A 25,405-nucleotide genomic window follows, 5' to 3' on the forward strand; every position below is an offset into this window, starting at 1 on the left:
CGAGCATTCCGCCGACTGCGTAGCGTGACCAGGAGGACACGGTCCACATCGACGTGATGTGGGGAGGGTGGTGATGGCTGTGGGGACGAGTGGCGAGCTGACACACGGACGGCGGCTCGTGGGAGAGCTGATCCGTATCCACCGGGCACGGGCCGGGCTCACGCAGAAGGCGGCGGCGGATCAGCTGCTGATCTCGGAGTCGCTGCTGGGCGCGGTCGAGCGGGCGGAACGCATCCCCTCGCGCGACCTGCTGGCGGACGCCGAACGGGCGTTCGCGGCGGGCGGGGCGCTGGAGGCGTGCGGGGAGCTGGTGGACGAGGAGAAGTACCCCGCGAAGATCCTGGACTGGGTGCGGCTGGAGCGGCTGGCTCGGGTCATCAGTGCGTACGAGACGATGGTGATCCCGGGGTTGCTCCAGACCGAGGCGTACGCGCGGGCCCTGTACGAGGCGCGAGTACCGGCGTACACGGAGCAGGAGATCGTGCGGCACGTCGAAGCACGGATGGAGCGCGGCGCGGTGTTGGGCCGGAAGACGCCGCCACGCGTGGGGTACGTCATCGAGGAAGCGGTCCTGGAGCGCCCCCTCGGCGGCGAGGAGGTGCTCAAGGAGCAGATCCGGCACTTGCTGGAGTGCATGCGAACGATGAATCACCTGACGCTGCAGGTGATGCCGACGCGTCGCCACACCCATGCCGGTCTGAACGGGCCCATGAAGTTGATGGCCACGGAGGAGGGGCGCCTCCTCGTCTATCAGGAGGGGCAAGGGGGCACTACGTTGATCTCCAAGCCCGAACGGGTCAGCGACCTTTTCGACCTTTTCGGCACCCTGCGGGCGCAGGCGCTCAACCCCTGGGAGTCTGCGGAGCTCATGGAGAAGAAGGTGGCGGAACTGTGATGACCGGACCCGAACTGTCCTGGTTCAAGTCCAGTTACAGCAACAACGAGGGCGGCGAGTGCATCGAAGTCGCCTACGACTGGCACAAGTCCAGCTACAGCAACAACGAGGGCGCTGCCTGCGTGGAGGTCGCCACCTGCCCCCACACCGTCCACGTCCGCGACTCCAAGGTCACCGACGGGCCCACCTTCGCCGTCGCCCCGGCCGCCTGGACCGCGTTCCTGGGCCACGCCACCACCGTCAACGGCTGAGGCCCAAGGGCTGAAGGCCGGTGCCGCCGCGCTTCAGCGGGGCCGCAGCCCCAGGGTGAGGCGGGCCGGGAGCAGCGTCGTCATAGACGGCTGTCTCACCGAGACCGGCCTGACCATCCGACCTGCCTGATCAGCAGCACGACATCACGAGTCCAGTCTCAGCAATTCAAGGACGCCTGCGAGTTTGTGGGCGTCCTGCCTACTCGTCCCTCACTGTGAGGCCGAGGACCTGAGCGAGTGCGGGTGCCAGCTCCAGGAGTTGGTAGGTGTTGATCATTGCGCCCTTCAAGGCTTCGAGACCGGAAGTGATGTTCAGTCCGTCTGCCCCGCGCAGATCGACCTTCGTCATCTTGGCGTTGTCGAAGTGCGCTCGTTCCAGGGTCGATCCGGGGAAAGAAACGTTGGTGAGCACGGCTCCGCCGAAGTCGACGTCGCGGAGGAGACAGTCCACGAACGAGACGTTCTTCAGCTTGGCCAGGCGGGCATTGACCGAGTCGAACTTGCAATTGTAGAAAGTAACGCGGTTCATGTGGGAGCCGGACACTTCTGTGCCGGCGAGGACTACTTGGTCACACTCGCTGTCCATCCAGGTGGTCTCTGAGAGGTCGGTGCCCACCATGCGCACGGTGTGCAGCCAGACGTCGTCGAACTGAGAACGTCGATATCGGCCCCGGGTGAAGGTAACCGCAGAGAATGCTGATTCAGTGAACCCAGAACTGCCGCCATCCACATCCTGGAAATCGCAACCCTCGAAGTGCAGCCATTCGTAGGATCCTTCTCTTTCCATCTCTCCGGTGAATGACGTAAGGCGATGCAGGTACGGGAGTTCATTGAGATCGCGGGGTGTGCGGGCTCGCATCAGGTCTCTCCATAATATGGGCGCTTCAGTATCACGGGACAGGCGAGACTTACGCGGTCGCCGCGTTGAGACGCCTCGGGGTGGAAGTGCAGTCCCATGCCTATCGCGACTCGCGGCGCTCTGCCCAATCGCCAGGACCCGGAAATCTGTCGGCCGAATAGGCGGCATCGCTGGCACGCCCCCGCCCAGCGATGTGGCCCTTCGCTGCGGGCATCGATCGGCCGGACTCGGGACAGAGGAGGCTTCATCCTCGCTGAGCCCACCGCCTCCGAGCCCTGACGTGAGCCTGCACCGTTCACTCGTTGACCCGAGCCTGTGAACCAGGCCCTGCATGCGGCCTGACCGAACGTCAATTCCCGCAGGATTGACGACCTCGACCACTTAGCGGCTTCGCGCCTCGGCATGCCATCCGGCAGTGCCGTGTCGTAGCGTGACAGCCTGACCAACGGAAGGGATTCGGCATGCGCAGACTCGTCCACTACATCGCCACCACTCTCGATGGCTTCATCGCGGGCCCCGACGGCGGAGATCCCACCGGCCCCAACGGCTTCTGGCCCATACCGGAGGACTACGTACAGCACCTCGTGGCCGAGTACCCGGAGACGCTGCCCGTCCAGGCCCGGCAGGCTTTGTCCGTCAGCACGGAGGGCACGCACTTCGACACCGTGCTGGAGGGACGGCGCAGCTACGAGATCGGTCTTGCGGCCGGTATCACCGACGCCTACCCCCACCTGCGTCACCTGGTGTTCTCCCGGACCCTGACCGAGAGCCCGGACCCGGCTGTCGAATTGGTCGCCGACGATCCGGTGGCGACCGTGCGCGAACTCAAGCAGCAGGACGGCAAGGACATCTGGCTCCTGGGCGGCGCCGAGCTCGCGGGCTCCCTGTATGCCGAGATCGACACGCTCATCCTCAAGCTCGGCCCGCTGACCATCGGCGACGGGATCCCGCTGTTCTCCCGCAAGGCTGCCTTCGACCCGCGCACCTGGACACTCGCAGACCACACCGTCCTCAAGAGCGGCGCGGTGTTCCTCACCTACACGCGCGTCGGCAGCTGAACGCTTCGGACGGGCGCGCTGTTGTCCTGGCAAGGACCCACTGTCGTCACATCTCGGACTCCGGATCAACTTCCGTGGTTCCGGCTCGGCCATCAGTTCGCTGGGACGCCGAACGATGGAGACCAGCAGGTCAGTCCATTCGTTTGACGCGGGCATGAGCACGTACGGTCCGGCTCCACAGAGGTTGAGCCAGAACCACGACTCGTGAACAGAGCCCACCGAGCAGTTCGCCCTGCTCCGAGGCGACCTGGGCGGCCTCGTGGAGGGGGCGGGAGCCGGGGCTGCTCGTGCGCGGAGAACGGAAGGTTCCGGTCCGGTGGTGAGAGTGGTGTGCCGGAGTGCCGGCGCGGGCTCTCACAACCCCGGCGCGCCCCACACCGGGAACCACCGGGACAGGTCCTTCTCCACCCGGAGGTCGTTCCCGAGGACGCCCCGCACCTGGAGCTCCAGCTGGTTGTCCCGTTTCTCGGCACCGCCGGGCAGCGGGGCGAACGGATAGAACGTGCCGCGCTTGTAGAGGTAGACGAGCGCCAGCGACCGGCTCTCCGCGCCCTCCCCGTCCCGGAAACCGATCAGCGAGCAGAGCAGGTGTGGGCCGAAGCCGCCGTCCTGGAGCAGCGTGTTGACCGCGTGCAGGTCGTTGACCAGGGCGGCGGAGTCGTCGGCGGGGTGGCGGGCGAGCAGCCAGGTGTAGCCGTACGCGTCCCGGCTGAACTCCACCGGGATGCCGCCGCGCTCCGTGTCCGCGTCCAGCAGTTCGCGTACGTCCTCCTGGAGCCGGGCGAAGCCGCCGCCCTCCACCCCCGCGAAGCAGACCGAGCCCAGGCCGGTCGGTGCGAAGCCTGCGGCGGCCTGGAGGGTGAGGGCGGCGGAGGGGACGGCGAAGAGCTGGTCGAGGTCGGGGCGGACCGGTTTGCTCCGGCCGAGGATCGCGTCGAGCAGGCCCACGGGCGTAACTCCTCACCGTTCTTTACTGCGTGCTCAGCGGGACAGGTCGGTGGAGATGCGGGACAGCTGGTCCAGGCGCTGCTCCAGCGTCGGGTGGGACGAGAACAGGCGGCCCAGGGACTCCTTCGCGGAGAACGCGGGCATGAAGTAGAACGCGTTGTACGGCTCCGCCTTCCGCAGGTCCTCGGTCGGGATGCGGGCCATCTGCCCGCTGACCTTCGTCAGGGCGGAGGCGAGCGCGGAGGGCCGGCCGGTGAGCAGGGCGGCGGCCCGGTCGGCGGACAGCTCGCGGTAGCGGGAGAGCAGCCGGGTCAGCAGGAAGCTGATCGCGTACACGACGGCGCTGATCAGAGGGATCAGCAGGAGCAGGATGCCCGCGGGGTCGTTGCCGGGCCTGCTGCGGGCGAAGCCGCCCCACAGGGCGATACGGGTGATGATGCCCGCCAGCACCCCGAGGAACGAGGCGATCGTCATGACGGCCACGTCCCGGTGCGCGACGTGCGACATCTCGTGGGCGAGGACGCCCTCCAGCTCCTCCGGCTCCAGTCTGCGCAGCAGGCCCGTCGTCGCGCAGACCAGGGCCGTCTTCTCGCTCCGGCCGGTGGCGAACGCGTTCGGTACGTCGCTCTCGGCGATGGCCACCTTGGGTTTCGGCATGTCCGCCAGCGCGCAGATCCGGTCGATGGTGCCGTGCAGTTCGGGGGCCTGCTCGGGGGTGACCTCGCGGGCCCCCATGCCGTACGCGGCGATGCGGTCGCTGAACCAGAACTGGGCGATGAACAGGCCACCCGTGATGACCAGGATGATCGGCCAGGAGCCTTGCAGGGCCGCGAGCAGCACGCCCACGAAGACGACGTAGAGCAGACCGATCAGGAACATGGTGGTGACCATGCGACCGGTCAGGCCCCGGTCGGGGGCGTAGCGCGAACGGGCTCGTGGCATCGGTGCCTCCCAACAGCTCACCTCTCACCTGCCTCCCATAGTGCCCCTTTACGGTGAGAACCGGATAAGCGTGCGGTCTGCACCGGTCGAGGGCGGAACGGTTCGGGGCCGCCCGCACCGGTCGGCGGCGGACCGGCTCGGGGGCCCCGCGCCGCTCACGGCCAGAGCAGCTCGCGCGTCCAGGAGCCGCCTGCCGGGCGCCGGTAGCGCAGCCGGATGTGGCGGCGCCGGGCGTCGCCCTGGAAGAACTCGACCTCGGCCGGCTCGACCACGTACCGGGTCCAGGTCGGAGCCTCCGTGTCCGGCTCCGCCCGCGCCCGGTCCCAGGCCGCGTCCGCCACCCGGTGCAGCTCCGCCACGGAGCCCACGACCTCGCTCTGCGCCCCGGTCAGCGCGGCGGCGAGCGCCCCCGTGGACCGCGCGTGCAGGTCGGCGTGGCTCTCGGCGGGCGTGCAGCGGACGACCGGGCCCCGGACCCGTACCTGCCGACCTTGCGCGGGCCAGTAGAAGCCGAGGGCGGCGTGTGGGCGGGCGGCGAGCTGGTGACCCTTGGCGCTGGTGGCGTGGGTGGCGAAGTGGAAGCCGCGCTCGTCGGCCTCGTGGAGGAGCAGCGTGCGTACGTCGGGGAGGCCCTCGGCGTCGGCGGTGGCCAGCGACATCGCGTGCGGCTCCGGCTGCCCCGCAGCGACGACCTCGGCGAACCAGGCGTGGAAGAGGGGGACCGGGGCGGACGGGGCCGACGCCGGATCGAAGGACGGCAGCTCGGTGTCCCAGACGCGCTGGGCGCGCAGGAGGTCGCGGAAGTGGGGCGGGGCGGGGGAGTCGGCTTCGCTCATGGGCCCATTCCATCCGGTCCCGGCCGTGAGGGGGTAGTGGGGTGGGCGGCGGCGCCGCGCCTCACGCGAACGCACGCGTCGACAACAACAGTTTACGAGCCGTCGAATGTTAACTATGGTTGTCGCATGACTGCATTCGGGATCACTACGGAAGAACAGGTGGAGCTCGACAAGGCGCTCTACGACGCCCTCGACCCCCTCGCGTCGGCCATCCGCTCCCGGCTGTCGGGGCTACCCGAGGACCGCAAGTGGGAGGCGGAGCCCGTCGAGGTGGCGTTGTCCGTCCTGGCCGCGTGGAAGGTCGTGGACACGGAGGTGAAGCGGCTGACGGCGATCGCGGCGGGCACGGCCGGGAGCTACGGCGCGAGCTATGAACAACTGGGGTCCGTGTGGGGCATCACCCGGCAGGGCGCTCGGAAGAAGTGGCCCGAAGCCGTCAGTCGCCCGGCGGCCCCCGGATCGTCGACGAACCGGACCGTCGAACTGTGCGGCGGAACGGCCGAGCTGGCTCGGGAGTCCACGTCCGGCGGCTGGCGGTGGACCGGCGTGGGTGCGGACGGGACGCGGGGGGCGGCCGACGCGGAGGTCTCGTACGCGACGCCGGAGGAAGCCGCCGCCCACGCGGGCGCCTTCCTGAAGGGGCACTCACGGGAGGACGGCGCGGCGATGCGCCGTGAGGCGGACGACTTCTTCGGCACGGAGGATCGGGTCGGCGACGAGGACCCGTGGGGGCGCGGGGCGCAAGGGTGATTGAGGGGAGCGGGAGCGGGGGCGATTGAGCGGCGCCCGCTCGCGTGGGCGCCGCGCGCTCACCCCCGCCCCAGCGCCACCGTCCCCGAGGAGCAGAACCAGCCGCCCGTCCCCGAGGCCACCGCCAGCTCCGGGAGGCGGCCCCCGGCCTTGCGCACCTGGCGTTCGCCGGCCTCGCCGCGCAGTTGCCGTACCGCCTCCACCAGCAGGAACAGCCCCCGCATCCCGGGGTGGCAGGCGGACAGGCCGCCGCCGTCCGTGTTCACCGGGAGTTCGCCGTACAGCCCGGTGCGGCCCTTCTCGACGAACGCGCCGCCCTCGCCCTTCGCGCAGAAGCCCAGGTCCTCCAGGGTCACCAGCGTCATGTACGTGAACGCGTCGTAGATCTCGGCCAGGTCGATGTCGGCGGGCCGCACCCCGGCCCGTTCGAAGGCCAGGCGGCCGGAGACGGCGGCGGGCGAGACCGTGAAGTCCTCCCACTCGGACATCGAGGAGTGTGAGACGTGCTCCCCGGTCCCCAGGATCCAGACGGGCCTTTTCGCCGTGTCGGGTACGTACTCCTCGGCGGCCAGCAGCACCGCGCAGCCCCCGTCGCTACGGATGCAGCAGTGCAGCTTGGTGAACGGGTCCGCGATCATCGGGCCGGAGAGGACGTCGTCGACCGTGATCGGGTCCCGGAACATCGCCTCCGGGTTCGCCGCCGCGTTCGCCCGAGCCGTCACCGCCACCTCGGCGAGCTGCTCCAGCGTGGTGCCGTACTCGTGCATGTGGCGGCGGGCGGCCATCGCGTACTTGGCGATCAGCGAGTGCCCGTACGGCACTTCGAACTGCGCCGGCCCCCGCGCCCCGAACGACAGGTTCGACGTGCGGCGGCCCGCCTTGATGTCGGCCCGGGCCGTCGACCCGTACACCAGGAGCACGGCACGGGCCCGGCCCGCGGCGATGGCGTCCGCCGCGTGGGCGGCCATCACCTCCCAGGTGGCGCCGCCCACCGCCGTGGAGTCGACCCAGGTCGGCCGCAGCCCCAGATACTCGGCGACCTCCACCGGGGCGAGCGTCCCGAGCCCCGCCGAGGCGAAGCCGTCGACGACCGAGCGGTCGAGGCCGGAGTCGGCGAGCGCGCGGCGGGCGGCCTGGGCGTGCAGGGCGTACGGAGTGGCGTCGTCGACCCGGCCGCAGTCCGCGAGCGCCACGCCGACGACGGCGACCCTGCGCGGACGGCGGGAGGCGGCCGGGGCGGAGCGGATCGGGGCGGCGGATGCCGGGCCGGGAGAAGCCGGGCCGGAGGGAACCGGGTCGGAGGAAGCAGGGGCTGGGGCCATGAATCTGACGGTACATCAGATAGTGGTGGCCACCGCAACCGTTCGGGCACGACGGCTTCCGCCGTCCAAGCGTGTGCGGGACCCTGGGAATCGCCGCACCGCGCACCTAACATGACGGCTCGTCAGATCAGGGGCCGGTCGTCGGTCCCTGGGTGGAAGGAGCCCGCAGATGGACGCCGCCTTCACCGCGGAACAGCAGGAGATCCGCCGCACCCTGCGCGAACTGCTCGCCCGGAGCGCAGGCCCCGACGCGATCCCCGCCGCCGTGCGCACCGCCGAGGGCTACGACCCGGACCTGTGGCGCAGGCTCGCCGGGGACCTCGGGCTGCCGGGGCTCGCCGTCGCGGAGGAGTACGGCGGGGCCGGGTGCACGGCCACCGAGCTGGCCCTCGCCTGCGAGGAGACCGGGCGCGCGCTTCTGCCCACACCGCTGCTCGCCACCGCCGCCCTCGCCGCACCCCTGATCGCCGCCCTCGGCACCCCGGACCAGCGGGCCGCCCTGCTGCCCCGGATCGCCGGCGGAACCCTGACCGCCTCCCTCGCCGTCCCCGGCGGCTCGCTCGCCACCGCCCTCGGCCTCACCGGCGACAACGCCGACGGGGCCTGGGCGGGCGGCGGCCGGGCCGGGGGCATCCAGGCCCGCGGGCCCGGGGAGGGCGGCGGCCGGCGGCTCTACGGGGAGGCGGAACGGGTCCTGGACGGGCACAGTGCCGGGGTGCTCCTGGTCGCCGCCCACGCCGGGGGCTACCCGCGCAGCCGTACGCTCCTGTTCCTGGTCGACGCCGGAGCGGCGGGGCTGGCACGCACCCGGCTCACCGCGCTCGACGAGACCCGCCCGCTGGCCCGCGTCGAGCTGCGCGACACCCCGGCCGAGCTCCTCGGCGGGGACGACACCGCCGACGCGGCCGCCGCGCTCGCCGCCGCCGGACGCACGGCCGCCGCGATCCTCGCCGCCGAGGCGGTCGGGACGGCGGCGAGCGCCCTGGAGCGCACCGTGGAGTACGTGAAGGCGCGCGAACAGTTCGGCAGGGCCGTCGGTTCGTTCCAGGCCGTCAAACACCGCCTCGCCGACCTGTACGTACGCGTCGAGGCGGCCCGCTCCGCCGCTTACCACGCCGGCCGGGACCCGGAGGCCGGACCCCTCGCGCTCGCCCAGGCCCTGGAGGCGGCCCGGATCGCCACCGGTGAGGCCGTCCAGCTGCACGGCGGCATCGGCTTCACCTGGGAGCACGAGGCGCACCGGTACCTGAAGCGGACGGTGGGCGACGAACTGCTCTTCGGCCCGGTCCACCGGCTGCGCGACCACGCGGCGCGGCGGGCCGGACTCTTCGGGCCCGACCGGATGCCGCTCGCCGCGGCACCCGGGGCGGGCGTCCGATGACCGCCGCCCGCGGTGTGCGCCTGGTCCAGAAGGTCTCCTCGACCCGCGCGTTCGGGCGGATCGCCCCGCACGTGGTCCCCGCCCTGGACCGGGCCGTGCACCGGCTCACCCGGGGAAAGGTGCTGCTCAGCGCCCGGATGCTGCCGGGGCTCGTCCTCACGGTGCCGGGGGCGCGCACAGGCCGGCCGAGGACCACGCCGCTGGCCTGCATGCCGGAGGGCGAGGTGGAGGGCAGCTGGATCCTGGTCGGCAGCAACTTCGGGCGCCCGGGTCACCCGGCCTGGACCGCCAATCTGCTGGCCCGCGGGGGCGAGGCCGTCGTCAACTGGCGCGGCCGGGACATCCCGGTGCGCGCCACCCTGCTGGAGGGCGAGGACCGGGAGCGGGTGTGGCAGGCCGCACTCGCGTTCTGGCCGCCGTACGCGGCGTACCAGCGGCGGCTGGAGCGGCAGATCCGGCTGTTCCGGCTGGAGAGGCGGTAGCGGGGGCGGTGGGGGGCGGTGCGCCCGATGGCCCGTCCCGGCCCTCCAGGGGGCGGGGTGGGGCGGTCTCCGGCGCGGTCCTTCCCCCGGGTACGAAGCAGGGCGGCCCCGGCGCGGCCTCTTCTCCGGGAACACCGACGGCGGACCACCCGCAGGGTGCTCGGGTGGTCCGCCGTCGGTGAGACAGGACGTGGGGCGTCCGGGCGAGCGGGTGCCCGCCCGGTGGCGTGGGGCGCCCGGGGCCGGTCGGCCTCCCGCGCCCCGTACCGCCTACTTCGTCGGCTTCTTGCCGGTGATGCCGAGGTGCACCAACAGGGCGAGATTGGGCCGCAGTTCGGCCTGCTTCACACCCCAGGTGGTGAAACCCTTCTGGTGCGAGGCGACCGCGGCCAGCATCGCCACCAGGGAGCCCGCCATCGCCGCCGGACTGACGTCCTTGTCGACCTTGCCCTTGCTCTGGAGCTCCTTCACGGAATCCGTGAGGGAGTTGGTGACCGAGTTCAGGATCTTCATACGGATCTTGTAGAACCGCTTGTCCCCCTCGGCCGCTCCGAGGTCGATCACGCGGAGGATCGCGTCGTTGTGCCGCCAGAAGTCGAGGAACCCCTCGACGAGTTGTTCGGCGGTGGTCCAGCCGGCCTTGCCGACCCAGGAGCGTCCGGCGACCAGTTCGGTCAGGCCGGCGCCCTCCTTGGCGACCTCCTCGGCGATTTCGAGGACAGCGCCCTCCACGTCGGGGAAGTACTGGTAGAAAGTCGCGGGTGAAGTCCCGGCCTTCCGGGCGACGTCGATGACTTTGACGTCCCGGTACGGCGAGGAGCTGAGCATCTCGCTGAGGCAGTCGAGCAGCTTCTGCCGCGTCGCCTGACCGCGTCGACCGGCCACACGGCCGTCGACGGTACGTACTTGTCCTGTCATGCCGTCAGCTTACCGAGGGGTGATGGGAGCGCGATTCGGCCGACTGCAAATGGGGAACGCCGCAGGACCAGCGGGGTGCGCGGGGGTGGCGAGCGGCGGTTTTCGGCCGGTTTTCAGCCGCCGCGCGAGAGGCGCCGGAGCGGGGAGAGCGGCCGGGTGAGGCCAGGCTCGCAGCCGGAGTAAATGTTATCAACAGCCTGTGGACAACTTCGGTGGACAACTTTCGTCCACATGGTGAGCCCACCCTTCATCAATCGGTCAAAGGTTCCCTTTAGGTGCGTCCGGAGCGCGCGGGGCCGGACGCGACGTTACGTTGACTGTGACGGGCGTCACTGCTACGGAAGGGCCCGGTCCCATGGCCGCATTCGCGCATTCCGCGCCGTGCTGGGCGGACGTGCAGCTCTCCGACCTCGAAGCGGGCAAGCGCTTCTACGGCGGGCTCTTCGGCTGGACCTTCCGCGCCGGCGACGGCATGCCCTTCGCGGACGCGCTCAGCGACGGCCGCCTCGTCGCCGGCCTCGCCGCCAAGAAGGACGGCCGGATGCCCACGGCCTGGGGCGTCCACTTCGCCACCGACGACATCCGGGCCACCGTCGCCGCGATCCGCGAGCACGGCGGCCAGATCATCACCGACCCCGTACGGGCGGGGCGCGCCGCCATCGTGGCGCAGGCGGCCGACCCCGGGGGCGCCGTCTTCGGACTCTGGCAGCCGGAGGAACGCGAGGGCTTCGAGAAACAGAACGACCCCGCCTCCTTCTGCTGGACGGAGGTCTACACCCGGCAGCCGGACAAGGTGGACCCCTTCTACGAGAAGGTCTTCGGCTTCCACGGCACCGACCTGGACGAGGCGGGCCACGACATCTCCGGCGACTCCGAGGCGCTGGTCGACTTCCGGATGTGGTCCCCCGAGGGCGCCGAACCGGGCCCGGACACCGCTGTCGGCGGCCGCAGCGTCATCACGGACGCGTTCCCGGCCGAGATGCCGAGCTACTTCCTCGTCTACTTCGCCGTCGCCGACTGCGACGCCGCCGCCGAACTCGCCGTACAGCTCGGCGGCCGGGTGGCCCAGCCGCCCTTCGACATCCCCTCCGGGCGGATGGCCGTGCTGCACGACGACCAGGGGGCCGCCTTCGCCGTGCTGGAGCCTGCCGAACCGCGTCCGTAGACCCGGCTTCCGCGCCTCCGTAACCCCGGTTCTCGCGCCCCCGTAACCCCGGCTTCCGCACCCTTCGGTCCCTCTCCGCACCCCCGGTGTGGGGGATACCGCCCGAAGTGACATGAGACATCCCCATCCGCCCCCGGGTTCGCAACCGGGGCCCGGGCCAGGAAGAATCGGGGTGCGTACCGCCAGGTGATGCCCAGTGGTGAGACCCTGCACAGGGCGAGCTGCGCAGTGCGGAATTCGACCGGGCGGTAATTCGCGGACTTCGTCGCCGAGGTCCGTCTACGGGGAGGTGGCAGGCAAGTGGTGGAGCAGCTGACGCAGCACGACCCGAGACGGATCGGCCCGTTCGAGGTGCTGGGACGGCTCGGGGCCGGCGGCATGGGGCTGGTCTATCTCGCGCGCTCGGCGTCCGGCCGACGGGTGGCGATCAAGACCGTGCGGACCGAACTCGCCGAGGACCAGCTCTTCCGGGTCCGCTTCACCCGCGAGGTCGAGGCCGCCCGCGCGGTCAGCGGGTTCTACACCGCCGCCGTGGTCGACGCCGACCCGCGGGCCGCCGTGCCCTGGCTCGCCACCGCCTATGTGCCCGCACCCTCGCTCGAAGAGATAGTGAACGAGTGCGGTCCCATGCCGACCCAGGCGGTGCGCTGGCTGGCCGCCGGCATCGCCGAGGCCCTCCAGTCCATCCACGGCGCGGGGCTCGTCCACCGCGACCTGAAACCGTCCAACGTCCTCGTCGTCGAGGACGGCCCCCGGGTGATCGACTTCGGCATCGCGTCCGGCGTCTCCAACACCCGGCTGACCATGACGAACGTCGCCGTCGGCACGCCCGCGTACATGTCGCCCGAGCAGGCCCGGGACTCCCGCAGCGTCACCGGGGCCAGCGACATCTTCTCGCTGGGCTCCACGCTCGTCTTCGCCGCCACCGGGCACGCCCCCTTCCACGGGGCCAACCCGGTCGAGACGGTGTTCATGCTGCTGCGCGAGGGCCCCGACACCGAGGGGCTGCCCGAGGACCTGCGGCCGCTGATCGAGTCCTGCATGCAGATGGACGCCACCCGGCGGCCGAGCCCCGCCGACCTCCAGGCCCAGCTCGCCCCGCACCTCTTCGCCTCCGGCAGCGACGACAGCGGCACGGCCTCGGCCTGGCTGCCGTCCGTGGCCACCGCGATGATCGAGCGGCGCAGGGGCGGCGGGCGCACCGCGCCGCCCGCCCCGGCCGTGCCCCCGCCGCCGCCCCCGCATCAGCCCCCCAGGGCTCCGGAGCGGGACCCGGCCTGGCGCAGCGGGGCGGACCTGCGCTCGCCCTCCCCGCTGTCCTCGCCCTCGCCGCTGTCCGGCGCGTCCGGCCCGTCCGCGGGCCCCTCCGCCGCTCCCGGCGGCGGGCCCGTCCAGCTCCCCGGCGCCAAGGTGCCGATCGGCCCCGGTCCGCGTGCGGGGGAGGGTCGCGGGGCCGCCGCCGCGCACCCGGCCGCCGCGACCGGCTGGGTCCGGCCGCCCGCCGGAGTGAACGGCTCGTCGGCGGTGGTGGCTCCCGTCGCCCCCGTCCCGGCCCCCGGCCCCGCCCCGGACGGCGCGGCCCCCGCCCCCGACCGCTGGCGGCCCTGGCGCTTCCGCATGTCCAACGACGTGTGGGGCACGCCCGTCGTCTCCGGCGACCTGCTGTACGTGACGTCCTTCGAGGTCCACGCGCTGGACGTGGGCAACGGGCGGCGCCAGTTCAAGACCCGGGACGTGGCCTGGGCGATGGCCGTCGAGGGCGGCAGGATCCACGCCTCGGACGGCCCCTCGCTGTACGCGCTGGACGCCACGACCGGCGCCGAGCAGTGGCGGCTGGCGACCGACGCCTGGGTGTACGCCCTCAAGGCCGACCGGGGCACGGTCCTGACCGCGACCCGGGGCGGCGGCGTCCAGGGCTGGGAGGCGTCCAACGGCGAGAAGCTGTGGGAAGTCACCGGCGCGCAGAGCGACTTCGAGACGGCGGAGGCCGGCCCGGTCATCCACGACGGCACGGTGTACGTCTGGCAGGACGCCCGGCTGCGCGCGCTGGACGCCCGTACGGGCATCGAGCGCTGGTCGTACCCGATCGGCGACGCGGCCTCCTGCGGCGGCGTCCCGGTCCGGGTCACCCCGGCCCCCGACGGCTACGTCTACATCGCGGCGGGCACCCGGGTGCTGGCGGTGGAGACCGGCTCCGGCCGGGTGCGCTGGCACTTCGAGTCGCCCGCGGTCTTCCTCTCCCCGCCCGCGTTCGCCCCGGGCCCGGCGGTGACCGGCGGCGGGGTGTACCTCGCGGACTACCTCGGCACGGTGTACGCGCTGGACGCGACGACCGGCAAGGACCGCTGGCGGATCGCCACGGAGGCCCGCTCCTCCACCGAACCGGTGCTGGTCGCCGTGGGTAACGTGCACGTCGGCAGCGGCAGCGCGCTCTACACCCTGGACGCGGTCACCGGCACGCCGAAGTGGCGCTTCGCGGCGGGCGGCGACGTGGTGGGCTCCCCGGTGGTGGCGGACGGCCGGGTCCACTTCGGATCGGCGGACCACGTCCTCTACACCCTGGACGCGGCGGGCGGCCAGCTGCGCTGGAAGCTCGCGACGGGCGGCGAGATCACGGGATCGCCGGTGGCGCAGGCGGGCGTGGTCTACGCCTGCAGCAAGGACCGCTGCGTGTACGCGCTGGACGCGCTGAAGGGAACGGGCACGGGGAACAGGGCCCGGAGCTGAGCCGGGTGCAGTCCTCGAACACCGGAGGGGCTCGAAAGTGTCCTCGATCGCCGGACGGGCTTGATTTCCAGGCCCGCCCGGCGCACACCCAGCCACGCTCCTTCTCCCACCTCCGTGTGCCGGTGGGCCTCAGGGGCAGAATGACGGCGCGATGCTCTTCCGGATGACGTTGCCGCCGGCACTCAGAGCCGCCTCCAGTTCGCCTCGTAGCCGCACCGGCAGAGTCCTCGTCCGGAGGGCACAAGCCCGCACCAGGGCACGGCAGTCCCGCACTTGCCGATCCGTGGCGAGCTCGATGAACAGAGGGTGCGCCAGGTTGTCCCGGGCTGCGTAGCCGTCCTCGGTCTCCGTCGCTCTCCGGTGCAAGTCCTCAACGATGCGGCGCGCGGCGGGAAGATCGACGGACTCCATCACGTCGAGGACGGTCAGGCCCAGCCGGATGTCGAAGACGGTCATTCCCGGTTCGGCCGCCCGCTCAAGGTAGGAGGCTGCCAGATCCGCCAGGGGGCCGTCGACTGGTCGCCCCGCGGCTCGGTGCCGCAGGACAGTCAGACATGCCGTGACAGCCTGTTCCCACGGCTCGCCGGGCACCGTCTCGGCGAGGAGTGCCGAGGCGTGTGCCGTATCTCCCGCAGCGAGCGAGGCGATTACCGCTACTTGGCGTCCGTCGAGCATTCGTTTGCCCACGCCTCGGAGGGCCTCAACGTGCGCCAAGGCCTCGGTCCATCGGGTCTGGATGGTGAGAGCGCGTGTGCCGTCGGCGAGGAGCACGCGCCACAGCCACGCGACGACCTCGTGACGGTCCTTGTCCGTGGCGGTGAGGTCCGCCGGAATCGCAACGCTTCCAAACCTGGCTGGTGTGCCCGCCTCGACAGCTGCGTACAGGTCGAGCAGCCACTGACGGCCCACATCGGCGTGGCCGCCACGGATCTGGAGGCGGGCGAGATTGACGACGGGCTCCAAGCCGCGAATCGCGCTGACCGCGGGAAGGGGGCAAGCACGGAGATAGACGGCGGCGTGCTCGTGGCACATCTTGCGCGCCAGGTCGGGCAGGCCGAGATCGGAGGCGATGAGCGCGGCCTGGTTGTAGACGGAGGACGCCACCCCCTGATCGGTCTTCGTCATCGCGGTGTCGGCCAGGTCGACGAGCGCGCGCACGCGCTTCGGCAGGGGAAGGCAGGCGGGCCGGAATCGGGCGACGAGCGGAAAGCGTTGAGCGGTGGATCCGTGCGGGTCCATGGACTCCCCCAGGTGTGCGTGAGGACGGGTAGGGCGACGGTGGCCGCCGGTTGCGCGCCGACGCCCACCGTCCACTACGCGTGGGGCGTCATCGCCAGTCGACGACGATGCGGTTGAGCGGGGTGTCGAGCGCGAAGAGGCCGGCTCGCTGCTCGATCGCGGGGGAGTCGAGGGGCTGGATCTCGAACGTTGCCTCGCGGCCCCGGTACTCCAGGTCCCACGCGCGGATGGCTGCGGCGACCCTTGCGGCCAGTTCATCGCTGCCGGGACCGTGGCCGATGACCCCGAATTCCCACAGCTTGCCGCCCTCGGGTGTCTTCTTCTGCGACAGGCGCCGGGCGAGGTAGGTGACGGCCCCCTTGTCGACGGCTGCGGTCGAGGAGGGGTAGGGGTCCTCGGTGAGCAGAGTGCCCTTGGCGGATTGTGGGAACAGCATCCGGATCAGGCCGGAGGGAAGGGAGCAGGTGAGGAACAGTTCCATCCACTCCGGCGACTCCATGGCACGGAACGTCATGCCCGTCCACTCCTCGGTGCGCGGCTCGTGCAGGACGCCGGCGAGGGCCTCGGCCTCGATTTTCTGCCCGGCGGGGGCCTGGAGCCGTACGGTTCCGTCCGTGCTGAGGGGGATGACCTGGCGGTCGTCGTCGGCGATGCCCCGCCTGAGCGGCATGAAGGTGTTCATCTCGCTACCGAGGGACATCCACCGGCCATCGCGCTGCTCATAGGCGATGGACCGGGACACCGTGCCCTTGAGGCGCTGCGGGACGAGGAGCCGGCCCCTGGGGGCAAGCTGCTGCAACCAGGCATGCGGCACGCCGTGCGCGCCTACGGTGGCGATGATTCGGTCGTACGGCGCACCTGCCGCGTGACCGAGGGCCCCGTCTCGGGTCACCGCCTCAACATTCGTGGTTCCGGCGGCGGACAGATGCGCGCGGGCGCCCTCCACGAGGTCGTCGTCGACATCGAGCGTGGTGACGTGACCGCTCTCACCGACCAGATGGGCGAGCAGACCGGCGTTGTAACCGGTACCTGCGCCCAGTTCGAGGACGCGCTCGCCGGGCCGGGCGTCGAGCTGGTCCAGCATGAGGGCGACCACGCCCGGCTGGGAGGCGCAGGAGATCGAGCTGCCGTCGGTGTCGTACTTGATGTGCACCGGCGCGTTGGCGTATGCGTCTTCGATCGGCACATCAGGCACGAACACGTGACGGGGCACGGTCCGCAACGCGGTCTCCACGGCGGGAGTGCGGGCGATTCCGTCAGCGCGGAGCTGGTCCACCAGGGCGTTGCGAAGGCGCTCGGCATCGGACGTCGGGGTGGTGATCGTGTCGGTGTTCACCGCTTTCACGCTATCGACGTTGGTCGTTGACTCGGTCGGCGGCGCGGTGTGGTCACTCGTTCCCATGATTGCCTCTCGTGCGATGTTGGACAGAGCGCTCTGGTCGTCTCTGAGGAGACCGGCGCGGTTGGCGTGGAAGATGATGTGGTGGGCGATGACGGCTCGCAGGCCGCGTGTGAGGGCGCCCCGTTGCGCGAGGTCCGCGAGTGTGGCCCCCGTCCGCTCGAAAGCGGTCACCCACGCCCTGTGCCCGTGGAGTGGGCCGTCCCGGAGGGACAGGCCGTGGGCATCAGCGCTCATGAGCTTCCGTACGAACGGGGTCAGTTCGGCGACTCGTGCATGTGACAGAGCGCCGGTGACCGGCCGGAGGTCAGAGACTTTCGCCCATACGTCGCCCTGCTCGAACCAGTCGAGTCCGGCGCCGCGCATCATGGCGCTCGCCAGCAGGACCGCAGTCTCCTTGCGCCCAAGGTGCTCCGGGCCCGGCTGGTAGATGAGCAGGTGGCGGGAGTCGCTGTGGAACAGTTCGTGGGCGGCGTCCATGGCGTCCGGGCCGCCGAACGCCTCGGCCTCGGGCTCGTAGACAGAGGGCAGCCATGACACGACCACCTCGTCACCCACGAGATCGCTCAGCAGCGACTCGATGATCGGGGAGGGGGCGTCGGCGAGGTACCGCAGCGGCCAGGGCTGTTTGTTCATGAACCACCAGCCGGTGAGCTGCCCCTCGGCCTCGGCTGTGATCAGGGCGGGTCCGAGGTGTTCGTCGATGGCGTGCCGGGCGCTCTCGCGGTCGATGAAGGTGATGTTGTGCTGGTGCCAGCGGTCAGGGGGCATCGAAGTCCTTCGGTCGGTGAATCAGGCGATGAGCAGGCAGGAATCCCAGGCGGACCGGGGCGGAGCGGCGGTATCGGCAGCGAGAAGAGCCAGGGCTGTTCCGGCGGCTCCATCGAGCAGGCCGGGCCCCGCTCCGGTGCCGCTGACAAGTGCCGTGGCCGCGCGTTCGAGGTCGTCGTCCACCGGGCAGATCGCGGCCAGAAGTCCCGGGATCGCGGCTCGGAGTCGACCGACGGTTGAGGGATGGGCGTCTGCGGCCGTGCGGACGGCGAGGTGAGTGAGGCCGGCGAGACCGTGGCAGAGGCCGTTGTCCGTTGTGGCTCCGAGCTGGTCCGGGTCGGTGAGGGCGGCGGCGAGCGCCTTCTCCGCCGTGATCTGGCGTTCGGTGGCACCGGTAGCGAGCGCGGCAAGTTGCTGGGCGCGGGCGAGGCCGGCGGTGCCGTAACACCACGACGGCCGCCGGAGCTTGGACGCGGCGGGGCGACCGGTACGTAGCTCGCTCCGGGTGATCCAGTACGGCCAGGTTGGTCCTCGGCCTGTCTCCTCCTGCCAGCGGTCGAGCCAGGTCAGGATGGTGCGCAGCGCTCTGTGTTGCCCGTCGGTGGCGGTGCCCTTCCGCGCAGCGAGGGCCAGGAGCGCGAGCACTCCGCCGATGCCGTGGGCCATGCCGGTGTTGGCGTGCCCACCGGGGAATCGTTCGTCCGGGCTGCCCGAGGGCCCGGTCGCAGTCCACCAACCTGGAAGGTCCTCGCCGGAGTGCCTGATCGGTTCGGTAAGGCGTACGCAGTAGTCGACGACAGCGCGCACCGCAGGGCTGCCTGGGTTCCGGCGTAGAAGGTAAGCGCCGTATCCGGCCAGGCCCCGGATGGCGTCGAACTCGGCGAGCTGCGGCAGACATCCAGCATCGATGCGGCGATGCGCGGCGTCGAGACGGCGTCTGACGTCGGTCGCGATCTGCCGGTCCATCGCGTCCAGGGCGCGCTGGTAGGAGGCAGGAAGATGGTCGGCGGCGCAGGCAAGGGCATGGGCGAAGGCGGGCATCCCGTAGAAGGGGTGGCTGTCGGGTCCGCTCGTGAGGGGCCCGTGAGACGCGGCAGCGAGCCAGCGGTGCGCATGCTGCCACGGTCCGAGGCCGTTCGCGGCCCGCTCGATGTGGAGAAGCGCGATTCCGGGCGGGCCATAGGCGAGATGTTGCCGATATGCCTGATAGACGGAAGGCGCCGTGCCGGGGTCGGCGAGCTGCGCAGCAACGGCATCGGCCAGGCCGAGCATCGGGTGCACAGTCACGCCGGCCTCCTGGTGGTGCGGGCAGTCCACGCCAGAGCAGCAGCGCGCGCCAGGTAGAGGCACACCTCTTCCTCGGGGAAGTTCACCGCGACGTGCCGCACGAAGTGGACGTGCAGGAGGGAGGTCAGGACGTCATCGACGGCGATGCCCTGGGTGTCCGGGCCGGGAAGGTGCAACCGGTACGCGGCGAGTGCCGCATCGCGCTCTGCCCAACCCGACACGATGGCGTCTCCGCCCTGTACCTCGCGCAGGGCGGCCCAGTCGTCGGCCGGGTTCGCGAGCCGTACGGCCTCGCTGAATCGCGGGCGGGGGACTGGCGCGGGTGCTGTCGGTGAGACGTGGTCGGCCAGCCAGCGCATCGCGGCCTCCGTGCTGCCGAGGAACGCGGAGGCGATGGCAACGGTGTGGGCCGCCACCCATGCGCGTTGCGCCAGCCTCTGTGGCTCTGAAAGTTGGGCCAGGACGCTGCGCGAGTCTGCCCGGAACACCTCCTCGGCAGCCTCCCAGGCGGCTCCGGAGCCCCAACGACCCATCTCTCGATATGAGGTGGGGTAGCGCAGATCTGCCAGCAGACCGGCGTTGCGCAAGTGGTCGGCCCACGCGCTCACGGTTCGCGCCGTCCGCGCGAAGGCTCCGCGGCCAGGGAGGGCGATGCGTACGCGGAGGTGCTGGTCCGGGTCACGGAAGCGGATGAACCACCACGGCGGGTTGCCCAGTCGTTCGAGGAGTCCGGGGAGGTGCTGGGAGAGCAGGGTGTTCTGGCGGCGAGGGTCTCCGTACAAGGCGACGAGCAACACCGAGGAAGCAGCGGGAGTCTGCAACTGCGCCGCCGCGAGGGCGCGAGCCTGAGTGGGAACGGGCAGCGGCGGCCAGGACCGCGTTCGGGTCGCCCTGAGGGGCACAACGACCTCGTGGGCTCGCCCGCCGCACCAGCCGTACGCCTCTGGCTCCGGGGCTTCAATGAGCACGGCCTGGTGCGAGCGGTCGAGGTGTCGGAGCAGGAGCGTCCGGTGGCCGGCTTCATCGAGGTCGAGGAAGAGACGCCGGTCGTCGTCCACAAGGAACACGCGGCGAGGCAATCCCCGTTGTGCCCGCCATTCGGCGAGCGCGGTGTCCCACTCAGTACGAGGGCGAGCGCGACCGGGCAATTCGGACGCCTCCAGGCGCCAGCGCGCCGGGGTCAGCACCGTACGCCCGTACCGCAGGCGCGGCAGGAACGGCATCGCTGCTGCGACGCCCCAGTCGAAGGCGGTGACCTGCGCGCACTGGGCGCGGGACAGTTCGGTGAGGAACCGCGCCAATGGCGGAGTGTGGGTGCGTGGGTTCAGCGCGTTCATGCCGACGGCCTCGACGCGGTGCCCCCGTTCCGGAGCGGCCAGGTACATGCGGCGGCCGTCGCATCCCACGGCCAAGTCATCCGGGGTGAGGACGGTGTCCTTCGGTGCGCGGTGCTCTTGGAGGCTGACCAACGTGGGCAGGACCTGCGGGGCGCGGGTTACGTGAGCACTCGCAGGAAGCAGCGGTGGAAAAGAGAGCTGAGCGGGCACGGTGTCGCTGTCCGCGGCCGGAAGATCGGCCAGTTCTGCGGCCAGGTCCTGACGCTCAGAAGGTGCCAGTACGCCGAGGAACCGGCCTGCCGAGACGCCGGCGCCGCGCGACACGCTCACGACCTCCAGCCGGAATCGCCGACACCGCAAGTCCTCCAGGCTGGCAGCATGTACGCGTACCCCCACCTCCAGATGCGGCGGCAGCCGTGGTTCGTCGGGGCCCACGTCCAGGAGACCGATCTGTTCGTCAGTGAGCACGACCTCGTCACAGCCGTCGAGCGCGGCACCCTGCGCCAGGCGTACGAGGGCGTCGTCCCGAGCGGAGACGCGAGGCCGACCTGGGCCGGCGGGACTGCCTGGGTAGCCGTCGGGGTAGCCGGTCCCGCTGTCCGCGACGACCTCCGCGAGCGGGACCATCGTGCCGATGCCGTACCGCTCGTAGAAGCGCTGGTGGTAGACGTTCCACTCGGCTGGCCCGTACGGGCGGGTGCTCACCCGGGTCAGAATGAAGGCGGCGCGCTCAATCTCCCGGGCCACTTCCTCGGGTAGGACGAGCTGCGCATCCAACCGCAGGTCAAGCGCGACAGGGTGCCGACGCAGGCCGGGCACGAGGGCCCGCATGCGCGCTGCGGTGCTGTCCCGGCCGCCGCGCGTGACGCACTCCTCCAAGCCCCTCCGGACCGCGTGCAGCTCACGTGCTGTCTCCACGACCGGCGCAAGGTTGTCGATGCCGGTCGCGTCGAGTTGGTCGAGCAGGTACCCGAGGGCGTCGGTCTCGGTGCTGGGCGCGTGCAGGCTCGTGATCAGCACGCGCTGCCGGACCAGCTCCGCCAGTAGACGGCGCACCTTCTCGGGACCGGCTTCGGGGAACTCCGCCCGGAGTTTTTCCACGAGGGCTCCGCAGCGAATCGGCGTCCGGGTTACGGCGAGCACCGCACGCACCGGTTCTGTCAGGGCCAGGGATGCCTCGACGGCGCGAACCCGGTTGTCATCGGTACCGGGCTGGAACGGCACGATGAGCCGGTCTCCCCGGCTCATCACGGTGTTGTTGACGACGACGGGCAGTCGGTCGAGGAGTTCCGGGCAGGACTCCAGCCGTTCGATCACAGTGGCGAGCCATTCGGCTCCCGCACGGCCGACGGTTACGTGTTCCTCGCCCCAGTCCGCACGCACCCGAGGTCCGAACGCCGCGGTGGTCACGCCGGCGAACAGTCCGAAGGGCGTCGCACGGTGCTGGGCCCGTAGCAGGTAACGGGCCACCGACACGGCCGCGCGCTGTACCTCCCGGAGGGCGGGATGCTCGACGGTACAAAGAGCCTGGACCCGAGCGGCCAGGACCGGGCTGGAGTGCTGGAGTGCCTCGGCGACGTCCCTGTCCGCCCAGACCGACCGTAGCCACGCCACACGGGCAGACGAACCGCCGGGCGAGCGGTCGTTGCTGTCAGGACATGGCGGAAACGGCAGCGAGGGGCGAGCCACGGCGCGCACGAGAGCAGTGGACCCGGTGCGGAACGCTACGGGCGGAGCAGCAACCACCAAGAACCTCCGTAGGTGAGGAGCGGGCGGCTGGTGCCGCCGCGCGGAGACGCGACGGCACCAGGCCGAGGTGATCAGGGGCTGGTTCAGGCAACGTTCGTGGTGCAGGCTCCGCAGGTGGAACCGCAGTTGTCGTCGGTCAGGTTGACCAGGCCCGCCGGGTCGGCGATCTCGATGAGAGAGACGTCCAGGTCGAAGCCGTCCGATGCCCCCGGGATCTGCGGGAGTACTTCGGTGCGGCTGGGAACTACGGTGCTGCGCGTCATGCTGCACTCCTTTTCATCGTTGGTTGTTGCTGAGCTGGGCCGGAAGGCCCACCAGGAGCTGTACAGAGGAGCGCTGCCGGACGGCTGGTCCTCGGATCAGCTCCAGGCTGCCCGGCATGAGGGGACGGGGCCGCGCGGAAGGCACTGGCCAGGCCGACCACTCACACCGGGAAGTTCTGTGTCGGGGCCGATCGGGTGGAGCCGGCTGTGGGCGGACGAGGGTCCGGAGGCAGCGAGGGCACCGCAGACGGGCTCTCACTCGTCGCCCCCGGCGCGTAGTTCGGCCCAGACCACTTTGCCCCGCAGACGTCCGCCCGCACTCTGAAGGTCACAGCCCCAGCGGTCGGACACAGCATCGACGAGGAGCAGCCCTCGGCCCGACTCGTCCTCGATACCCGCATGGCTCAGCGCCGGTAGGCGCGAAGGTTCCTCGTCCGCGATCCCGACACGTACCCGTGTCGCGCTCGGCCGTCCGACAACGAGACGGATCTCGGGGCACGGAGTGTGCCTGGAAGCATTCGCGATCAGCTCCGTGATGATCAGCTCGGCGCGGTCGGCGAGGTCGTCGAGGTGCCAGATCCCGAGAACGCCCCGGACGAGTCTGCGTCCGGTCTCGGCCGTGGACGGCTCGCACGGGAAGACCTCGCTGTACGTGGGGTGGCTGGTGAGGACCGCCTCAACTGGTTTCCTCGGAATCGGCATGGGATGAGCCTTCGTGTCGTCTCGGTGCCCGTTCCACCCTCACGACTCTTCAGGGCGGACCGAGCCGTCAACAGCCGCTCGCGGGGAGTGACCGACACCCAGATAACTCCGTTGCCTGGAGGGCTGGTTAGGGCGTTCAGGTGCTCGCCTGACGGGATTGCCTAGGGCGTTTTGACCTGCCCTTTACCTGGCGAGGAGGGAGTGCGCGGGCTACCGTGCCCGCATGGACGCGATCCGCAACACCGTCCTTGAGGCGTGGATGACCGAGCACGGATACAGCTCGAACAGCCTGGCCGACGCCGTGAACAGGGCTGTCGAACGGCTGACAGGCCATCCTGGCGGGCTTGACGGGTCATCGATCCGCGCGTGGAAAGCAGGCCGGGTTACCTGGCCGAAGTCAGCGACCCGTAGCGCACTTGAGGCCGTCTCCGGGTTACCTGCCGTCGCCTTAGGGTTCGTGCCACGGGGGCGGTCGTCGCCCGCCCCAGCACCATCGCAGCAGGAGGATCACGACATGAAGCGCCGTACCCTCGTCGGCGGCATCGCAGCGGCGGCTGCCGCAGCAGCAGCCCCGGGGACCGCGTCACCGCGCCGCATCGGCATGAGCGACGTCAACCGGCTGAACAAGCGCTTCGCCGAGATCATCGCCAGCGACCACCGCCACGGCGGGCAACCCGGCATCGAGGAGCAGGCCACCGCGCTCGCCGACGAGGCGCTGAACCTCCAGAACGCGGGCACCGCCACGCAGCGGGTACGCAGCAGCCTCTACGCCTCCGGCGCCGCATTCCGCTCGTCTGCGATGTGGGCGGCCATCGACGGCCGGCGCTACGACGTCGCGAAGGCACACATGCGCGAGGCCCAGACCCTCGCCGAGATGTCGGGGGACCAGGCGATCAAGTTCCGCATCTGGAGTCACGCGGGCACCATGTACCGCCACATGGGCCGCCCCGCCGACGCGTGCGCCGCCAACGATGTCGCCCGCAATCTGCACCTCACCCGCCGCGACCCACTGTTCGCCTGCCTGGGACATGCCCGTCAGGCAGCTACCCTCAGCCTCACCGGCGATACCGCAGCTGTACAGCACGCCCTCGGCTGCGCGCAGGACGCACTCGAACGCGCCGATCCCGATCTCGCTCGCCCGGTGTGGATGGCAGCCGTACGCGACGGCGCAGAGCTTGAAACGCTCGCTCTGTCCGCACATCTTCGCCTGGGCAACTTTGCGCAGGCCGAATCGCATGCCCACCGAAGCCTGACCCTGCTCTGTCCCCAGATGCAGCGAGACCGAGCCATCAACACCGCACGACTCGCACATGCCCAGCTCGGGCAGGGCGACGCCGACGCTGCCACAGCCACCGCGATGAAGGTTCCCGCAAACGCCGCCACCTGCCACGCCCGCGTGTCGCGCATGCTCCAAGAGTTCTGCCGCGCTCCGCGCCATCGCACCGTGCAGTACCGCCGCCCAGACCTGGACCGCGCACACCATCACATGGAGGAGGTCCGCATGACCCTGGCGCGCGCCACCGAGCTGCGCACTTTCACCGTCCTCGACGCCGTTCGCGGCGATCTCCTCGACGTTTACGCCAACGTCCGCGTCCCGTTGCTCCACCTGCCGAACTACGCGGTCACCGCTTTCGGCGAACGCCTGGACCGGCACGCTGCCGAACCGGGTTTCACGGCCGTTCTCGCATACGCGGACGGGGGGCATCCGGTCGGCTTCGCGTACGGCAACACCGTCGAGCACGGCGACCGCTACTGGCAACGCATAAGTCCATCGCCTGCGGAGAGGTACACCGAGCGCCCGGCTGTGGCTCTGAAAGAGGGCGGCGTTCGCCCGGCCTGGCGCAAGACGGGCACCGCCCGCCGTATCCACGACGCCCTCCTCGCCGCCCGCGACGAGAAGTACGTCACGCTGATGGTCAACCCCATGGCCGGCGACGGAAAAGTTCACACACTTTACAAATCGTGGGGGTACGTGGACATCGGCCGGAGCCAGCCGTCACCGGCCTCACCAGTCCTCACGGTGATGATCCGAGCCAGCCGCTGATCGGAACCGACGGCGCCCTGCCCTCCTCGAACTCGAACAGCGCACCGCTCGAAGGGGACGGCCGCGACGACGGGTGATCC

At 70.9% G+C, this 25,405-nt stretch carries 21 protein-coding genes and 1 pseudogene; 10 read left to right on the forward strand and 12 right to left on the reverse strand.

Annotated elements, in window-relative coordinates:
• Positions 1 to 73 precede the first annotated feature (73 nt).
• Both D581_RS0127565 and D581_RS0127570 read left to right on the forward strand, forming a co-directional pair.
• The gene (locus D581_RS0127565; protein WP_486585887.1) at positions 74 to 895 is read left to right on the forward strand and encodes a helix-turn-helix domain-containing protein; all 822 of its coding nucleotides are present in this window, start codon (positions 74 to 76) and stop codon (positions 893 to 895) included.
• The gene (locus tag D581_RS0127570) at positions 895 to 1,146 is read left to right on the forward strand and encodes a DUF397 domain-containing protein (RefSeq protein WP_018960384.1); all 252 of its coding nucleotides are present in this window, start codon (positions 895 to 897) and stop codon (positions 1,144 to 1,146) included. The genes D581_RS0127565 and D581_RS0127570 overlap by 1 nt, the downstream gene beginning before the upstream one ends.
• Before the next feature lie 199 nt (positions 1,147 to 1,345).
• On the opposite strand, the gene D581_RS0127575 is transcribed toward D581_RS0127570, so the two are convergent.
• Positions 1,346 to 2,005: a pentapeptide repeat-containing protein gene (locus D581_RS0127575; protein ID WP_026290965.1), complete on the reverse strand. Its 660-nt coding sequence runs from the start codon at positions 2,003 to 2,005 to the stop codon at positions 1,346 to 1,348.
• A gap of 461 nt (positions 2,006 to 2,466) precedes the next feature.
• On the opposite strand from D581_RS0127575, the gene D581_RS0127580 reads away from it, so the two are divergent.
• Complete coding sequence (locus D581_RS0127580; RefSeq protein ID WP_018960386.1) at positions 2,467 to 3,063, forward strand: dihydrofolate reductase family protein; 597 nt, start codon at positions 2,467 to 2,469, stop codon at positions 3,061 to 3,063.
• A gap of 354 nt (positions 3,064 to 3,417) precedes the next feature.
• Here D581_RS0127580 and pspAB read toward each other — a convergent pair whose 3' ends face one another.
• The 3 genes from pspAB to D581_RS0127595 form a co-directional block, all read right to left on the reverse strand.
• Positions 3,418 to 4,011 (reverse strand): PspA-associated protein PspAB, encoded by a 594-nt coding sequence (pspAB, locus tag D581_RS0127585; protein WP_018960387.1) that lies wholly within the window; start codon positions 4,009 to 4,011, stop codon positions 3,418 to 3,420.
• A gap of 33 nt (positions 4,012 to 4,044) precedes the next feature.
• On the reverse strand, positions 4,045 to 4,953 hold the full coding sequence (htpX, locus tag D581_RS0127590) for a zinc metalloprotease HtpX (protein WP_026290966.1): 909 nt from the start codon (positions 4,951 to 4,953) through the stop codon (positions 4,045 to 4,047).
• Between the two features lie 155 nt (positions 4,954 to 5,108).
• Positions 5,109 to 5,789 (reverse strand): pyridoxal 5'-phosphate synthase, encoded by a 681-nt coding sequence (locus tag D581_RS0127595; protein WP_018960389.1) that lies wholly within the window; start codon positions 5,787 to 5,789, stop codon positions 5,109 to 5,111.
• Between the two features lie 126 nt (positions 5,790 to 5,915).
• Here D581_RS0127595 and D581_RS01000000137810 point away from each other — a divergent pair, with 126 nt between their 5' ends.
• Positions 5,916 to 6,539: a hypothetical protein gene (locus D581_RS01000000137810; protein WP_032753157.1), complete on the forward strand. Its 624-nt coding sequence runs from the start codon at positions 5,916 to 5,918 to the stop codon at positions 6,537 to 6,539.
• Positions 6,540 to 6,598: 59 nt separating this feature from the next.
• Here D581_RS01000000137810 and D581_RS0127605 read toward each other — a convergent pair whose 3' ends face one another.
• Positions 6,599 to 7,861 (reverse strand): thiolase C-terminal domain-containing protein, encoded by a 1,263-nt coding sequence (locus D581_RS0127605; RefSeq protein ID WP_018960391.1) that lies wholly within the window; start codon positions 7,859 to 7,861, stop codon positions 6,599 to 6,601.
• A 169-nt stretch (positions 7,862 to 8,030) separates the two neighbouring features.
• On the opposite strand from D581_RS0127605, the gene D581_RS0127610 reads away from it, so the two are divergent.
• Together D581_RS0127610 and D581_RS0127615 are read left to right on the forward strand one after the other, a co-directional pair.
• The gene (locus tag D581_RS0127610) at positions 8,031 to 9,242 is read left to right on the forward strand and encodes an acyl-CoA dehydrogenase family protein (RefSeq protein ID WP_018960392.1); all 1,212 of its coding nucleotides are present in this window, start codon (positions 8,031 to 8,033) and stop codon (positions 9,240 to 9,242) included.
• On the forward strand, positions 9,239 to 9,724 hold the full coding sequence (locus D581_RS0127615) for a nitroreductase family deazaflavin-dependent oxidoreductase (protein ID WP_018960393.1): 486 nt from the start codon (positions 9,239 to 9,241) through the stop codon (positions 9,722 to 9,724). Before D581_RS0127610 ends, D581_RS0127615 begins: the two co-directional genes overlap by 4 nt.
• A 270-nt stretch (positions 9,725 to 9,994) precedes the next feature.
• On the opposite strand, the gene D581_RS0127620 is transcribed toward D581_RS0127615, so the two are convergent.
• Positions 9,995 to 10,642, reverse strand: a complete 648-nt coding sequence (locus tag D581_RS0127620; protein WP_026290968.1) for a TetR family transcriptional regulator — start codon at positions 10,640 to 10,642, stop codon at positions 9,995 to 9,997.
• Positions 10,643 to 10,997: 355 nt separating this feature from the next.
• Here D581_RS0127620 and D581_RS0127625 point away from each other — a divergent pair, with 355 nt between their 5' ends.
• Together D581_RS0127625 and afsK are read left to right on the forward strand one after the other, a co-directional pair.
• A complete protein-coding gene (locus D581_RS0127625; RefSeq protein ID WP_018960395.1) occupies positions 10,998 to 11,807 on the forward strand; it encodes a VOC family protein in 810 nt (269 codons plus the stop codon).
• Positions 11,808 to 12,107: 300 nt separating this feature from the next.
• A complete protein-coding gene (gene afsK / locus D581_RS0127630) occupies positions 12,108 to 14,534 on the forward strand; it encodes a protein serine/threonine kinase AfsK (RefSeq protein ID WP_018960396.1) in 2,427 nt (808 codons plus the stop codon).
• Positions 14,535 to 14,663: 129 nt separating this feature from the next.
• Here afsK and D581_RS0127635 read toward each other — a convergent pair whose 3' ends face one another.
• The 6 genes from D581_RS0127635 to D581_RS0127660 all read right to left on the reverse strand — a co-directional run bounded on the left by D581_RS0127635 (position 14,664) and on the right by D581_RS0127660 (position 23,281).
• A complete protein-coding gene (locus D581_RS0127635) occupies positions 14,664 to 15,773 on the reverse strand; it encodes a hypothetical protein (RefSeq protein WP_018960397.1) in 1,110 nt (369 codons plus the stop codon).
• An 88-nt stretch (positions 15,774 to 15,861) separates the two neighbouring features.
• Entirely contained in the window at positions 15,862 to 17,943 is a 2,082-nt protein-coding gene (gene fxlM / locus D581_RS0127640; RefSeq protein ID WP_018960398.1) for a methyltransferase, FxLD system, read from the reverse strand.
• Between the two features lie 21 nt (positions 17,944 to 17,964).
• The gene (locus D581_RS0127645; protein WP_026290969.1) at positions 17,965 to 19,230 is read right to left on the reverse strand and encodes a lanthionine synthetase C family protein; all 1,266 of its coding nucleotides are present in this window, start codon (positions 19,228 to 19,230) and stop codon (positions 17,965 to 17,967) included.
• A complete protein-coding gene (locus tag D581_RS0127650; RefSeq protein ID WP_018960400.1) occupies positions 19,227 to 22,181 on the reverse strand; it encodes a lantibiotic dehydratase in 2,955 nt (984 codons plus the stop codon). Before D581_RS0127650 ends, D581_RS0127645 begins: the two co-directional genes overlap by 4 nt.
• A 218-nt stretch (positions 22,182 to 22,399) precedes the next feature.
• Positions 22,400 to 22,579, reverse strand: coding sequence for an FxLD family lanthipeptide (locus tag D581_RS0127655; protein ID WP_018960401.1), 180 nt, complete (start codon positions 22,577 to 22,579; stop codon positions 22,400 to 22,402).
• A gap of 255 nt (positions 22,580 to 22,834) precedes the next feature.
• Entirely contained in the window at positions 22,835 to 23,281 is a 447-nt protein-coding gene (locus D581_RS0127660) for an ATP-binding protein (RefSeq protein WP_018960402.1), read from the reverse strand.
• A gap of 259 nt (positions 23,282 to 23,540) precedes the next feature.
• Between D581_RS0127660 and D581_RS1000000138710 the strand changes: the two are divergent.
• Together D581_RS1000000138710 and D581_RS0127670 are read left to right on the forward strand one after the other, a co-directional pair.
• Positions 23,541 to 24,786, forward strand: a pseudogene (locus D581_RS1000000138710) (NsdA family TPR-like regulatory protein).
• Positions 24,783 to 25,325: a GNAT family N-acetyltransferase gene (locus tag D581_RS0127670; RefSeq protein WP_026290970.1), complete on the forward strand. Its 543-nt coding sequence runs from the start codon at positions 24,783 to 24,785 to the stop codon at positions 25,323 to 25,325. Before D581_RS1000000138710 ends, D581_RS0127670 begins: the two are co-directional and overlap by 4 nt.
• Positions 25,326 to 25,405: the final 80 nt, after the last annotated feature.

It is taken from the genome of Streptomyces sp. CNB091, from assembly GCF_000377965.1.

Bases quoted from the DNA above. Each gene is read 5' to 3' on its own strand.
- D581_RS0127620 (WP_026290968.1), bottom strand. From the start codon at position 10,642: ATGACAGGACAAGTACGTACCGTCGACGGCCGTGTGGCCGGTCGACGC.
- D581_RS0127615 (WP_018960393.1), top strand. From the start codon at position 9,239: ATGACCGCCGCCCGCGGTGTGCGCCTGGTCCAGAAGGTCTCCTCGACC.
- D581_RS0127580 (WP_018960386.1), top strand. From the start codon at position 2,467: ATGCGCAGACTCGTCCACTACATCGCCACCACTCTCGATGGCTTCATC.
- D581_RS0127565 (WP_486585887.1), top strand. From the start codon at position 74: ATGGCTGTGGGGACGAGTGGCGAGCTGACACACGGACGGCGGCTCGTG.
- D581_RS0127660 (WP_018960402.1), bottom strand. From the start codon at position 23,281: ATGCCGATTCCGAGGAAACCAGTTGAGGCGGTCCTCACCAGCCACCCC.
- htpX (WP_026290966.1), bottom strand. From the start codon at position 4,953: ATGCCACGAGCCCGTTCGCGCTACGCCCCCGACCGGGGCCTGACCGGT.
- D581_RS0127570 (WP_018960384.1), top strand. From the start codon at position 895: ATGACCGGACCCGAACTGTCCTGGTTCAAGTCCAGTTACAGCAACAAC.
- D581_RS0127605 (WP_018960391.1), bottom strand. From the start codon at position 7,861: ATGGCCCCAGCCCCTGCTTCCTCCGACCCGGTTCCCTCCGGCCCGGCT.
- D581_RS0127670 (WP_026290970.1), top strand. From the start codon at position 24,783: ATGACCCTGGCGCGCGCCACCGAGCTGCGCACTTTCACCGTCCTCGAC.
- D581_RS0127610 (WP_018960392.1), top strand. From the start codon at position 8,031: ATGGACGCCGCCTTCACCGCGGAACAGCAGGAGATCCGCCGCACCCTG.
- D581_RS0127655 (WP_018960401.1), bottom strand. From the start codon at position 22,579: ATGACGCGCAGCACCGTAGTTCCCAGCCGCACCGAAGTACTCCCGCAG.
- D581_RS0127625 (WP_018960395.1), top strand. From the start codon at position 10,998: ATGGCCGCATTCGCGCATTCCGCGCCGTGCTGGGCGGACGTGCAGCTC.
- D581_RS01000000137810 (WP_032753157.1), top strand. From the start codon at position 5,916: ATGACTGCATTCGGGATCACTACGGAAGAACAGGTGGAGCTCGACAAG.
- D581_RS0127575 (WP_026290965.1), bottom strand. From the start codon at position 2,005: ATGCGAGCCCGCACACCCCGCGATCTCAATGAACTCCCGTACCTGCAT.
- D581_RS0127635 (WP_018960397.1), bottom strand. From the start codon at position 15,773: ATGGACCCGCACGGATCCACCGCTCAACGCTTTCCGCTCGTCGCCCGA.
- fxlM (WP_018960398.1), bottom strand. From the start codon at position 17,943: ATGCCCCCTGACCGCTGGCACCAGCACAACATCACCTTCATCGACCGC.
- D581_RS0127595 (WP_018960389.1), bottom strand. From the start codon at position 5,789: ATGAGCGAAGCCGACTCCCCCGCCCCGCCCCACTTCCGCGACCTCCTG.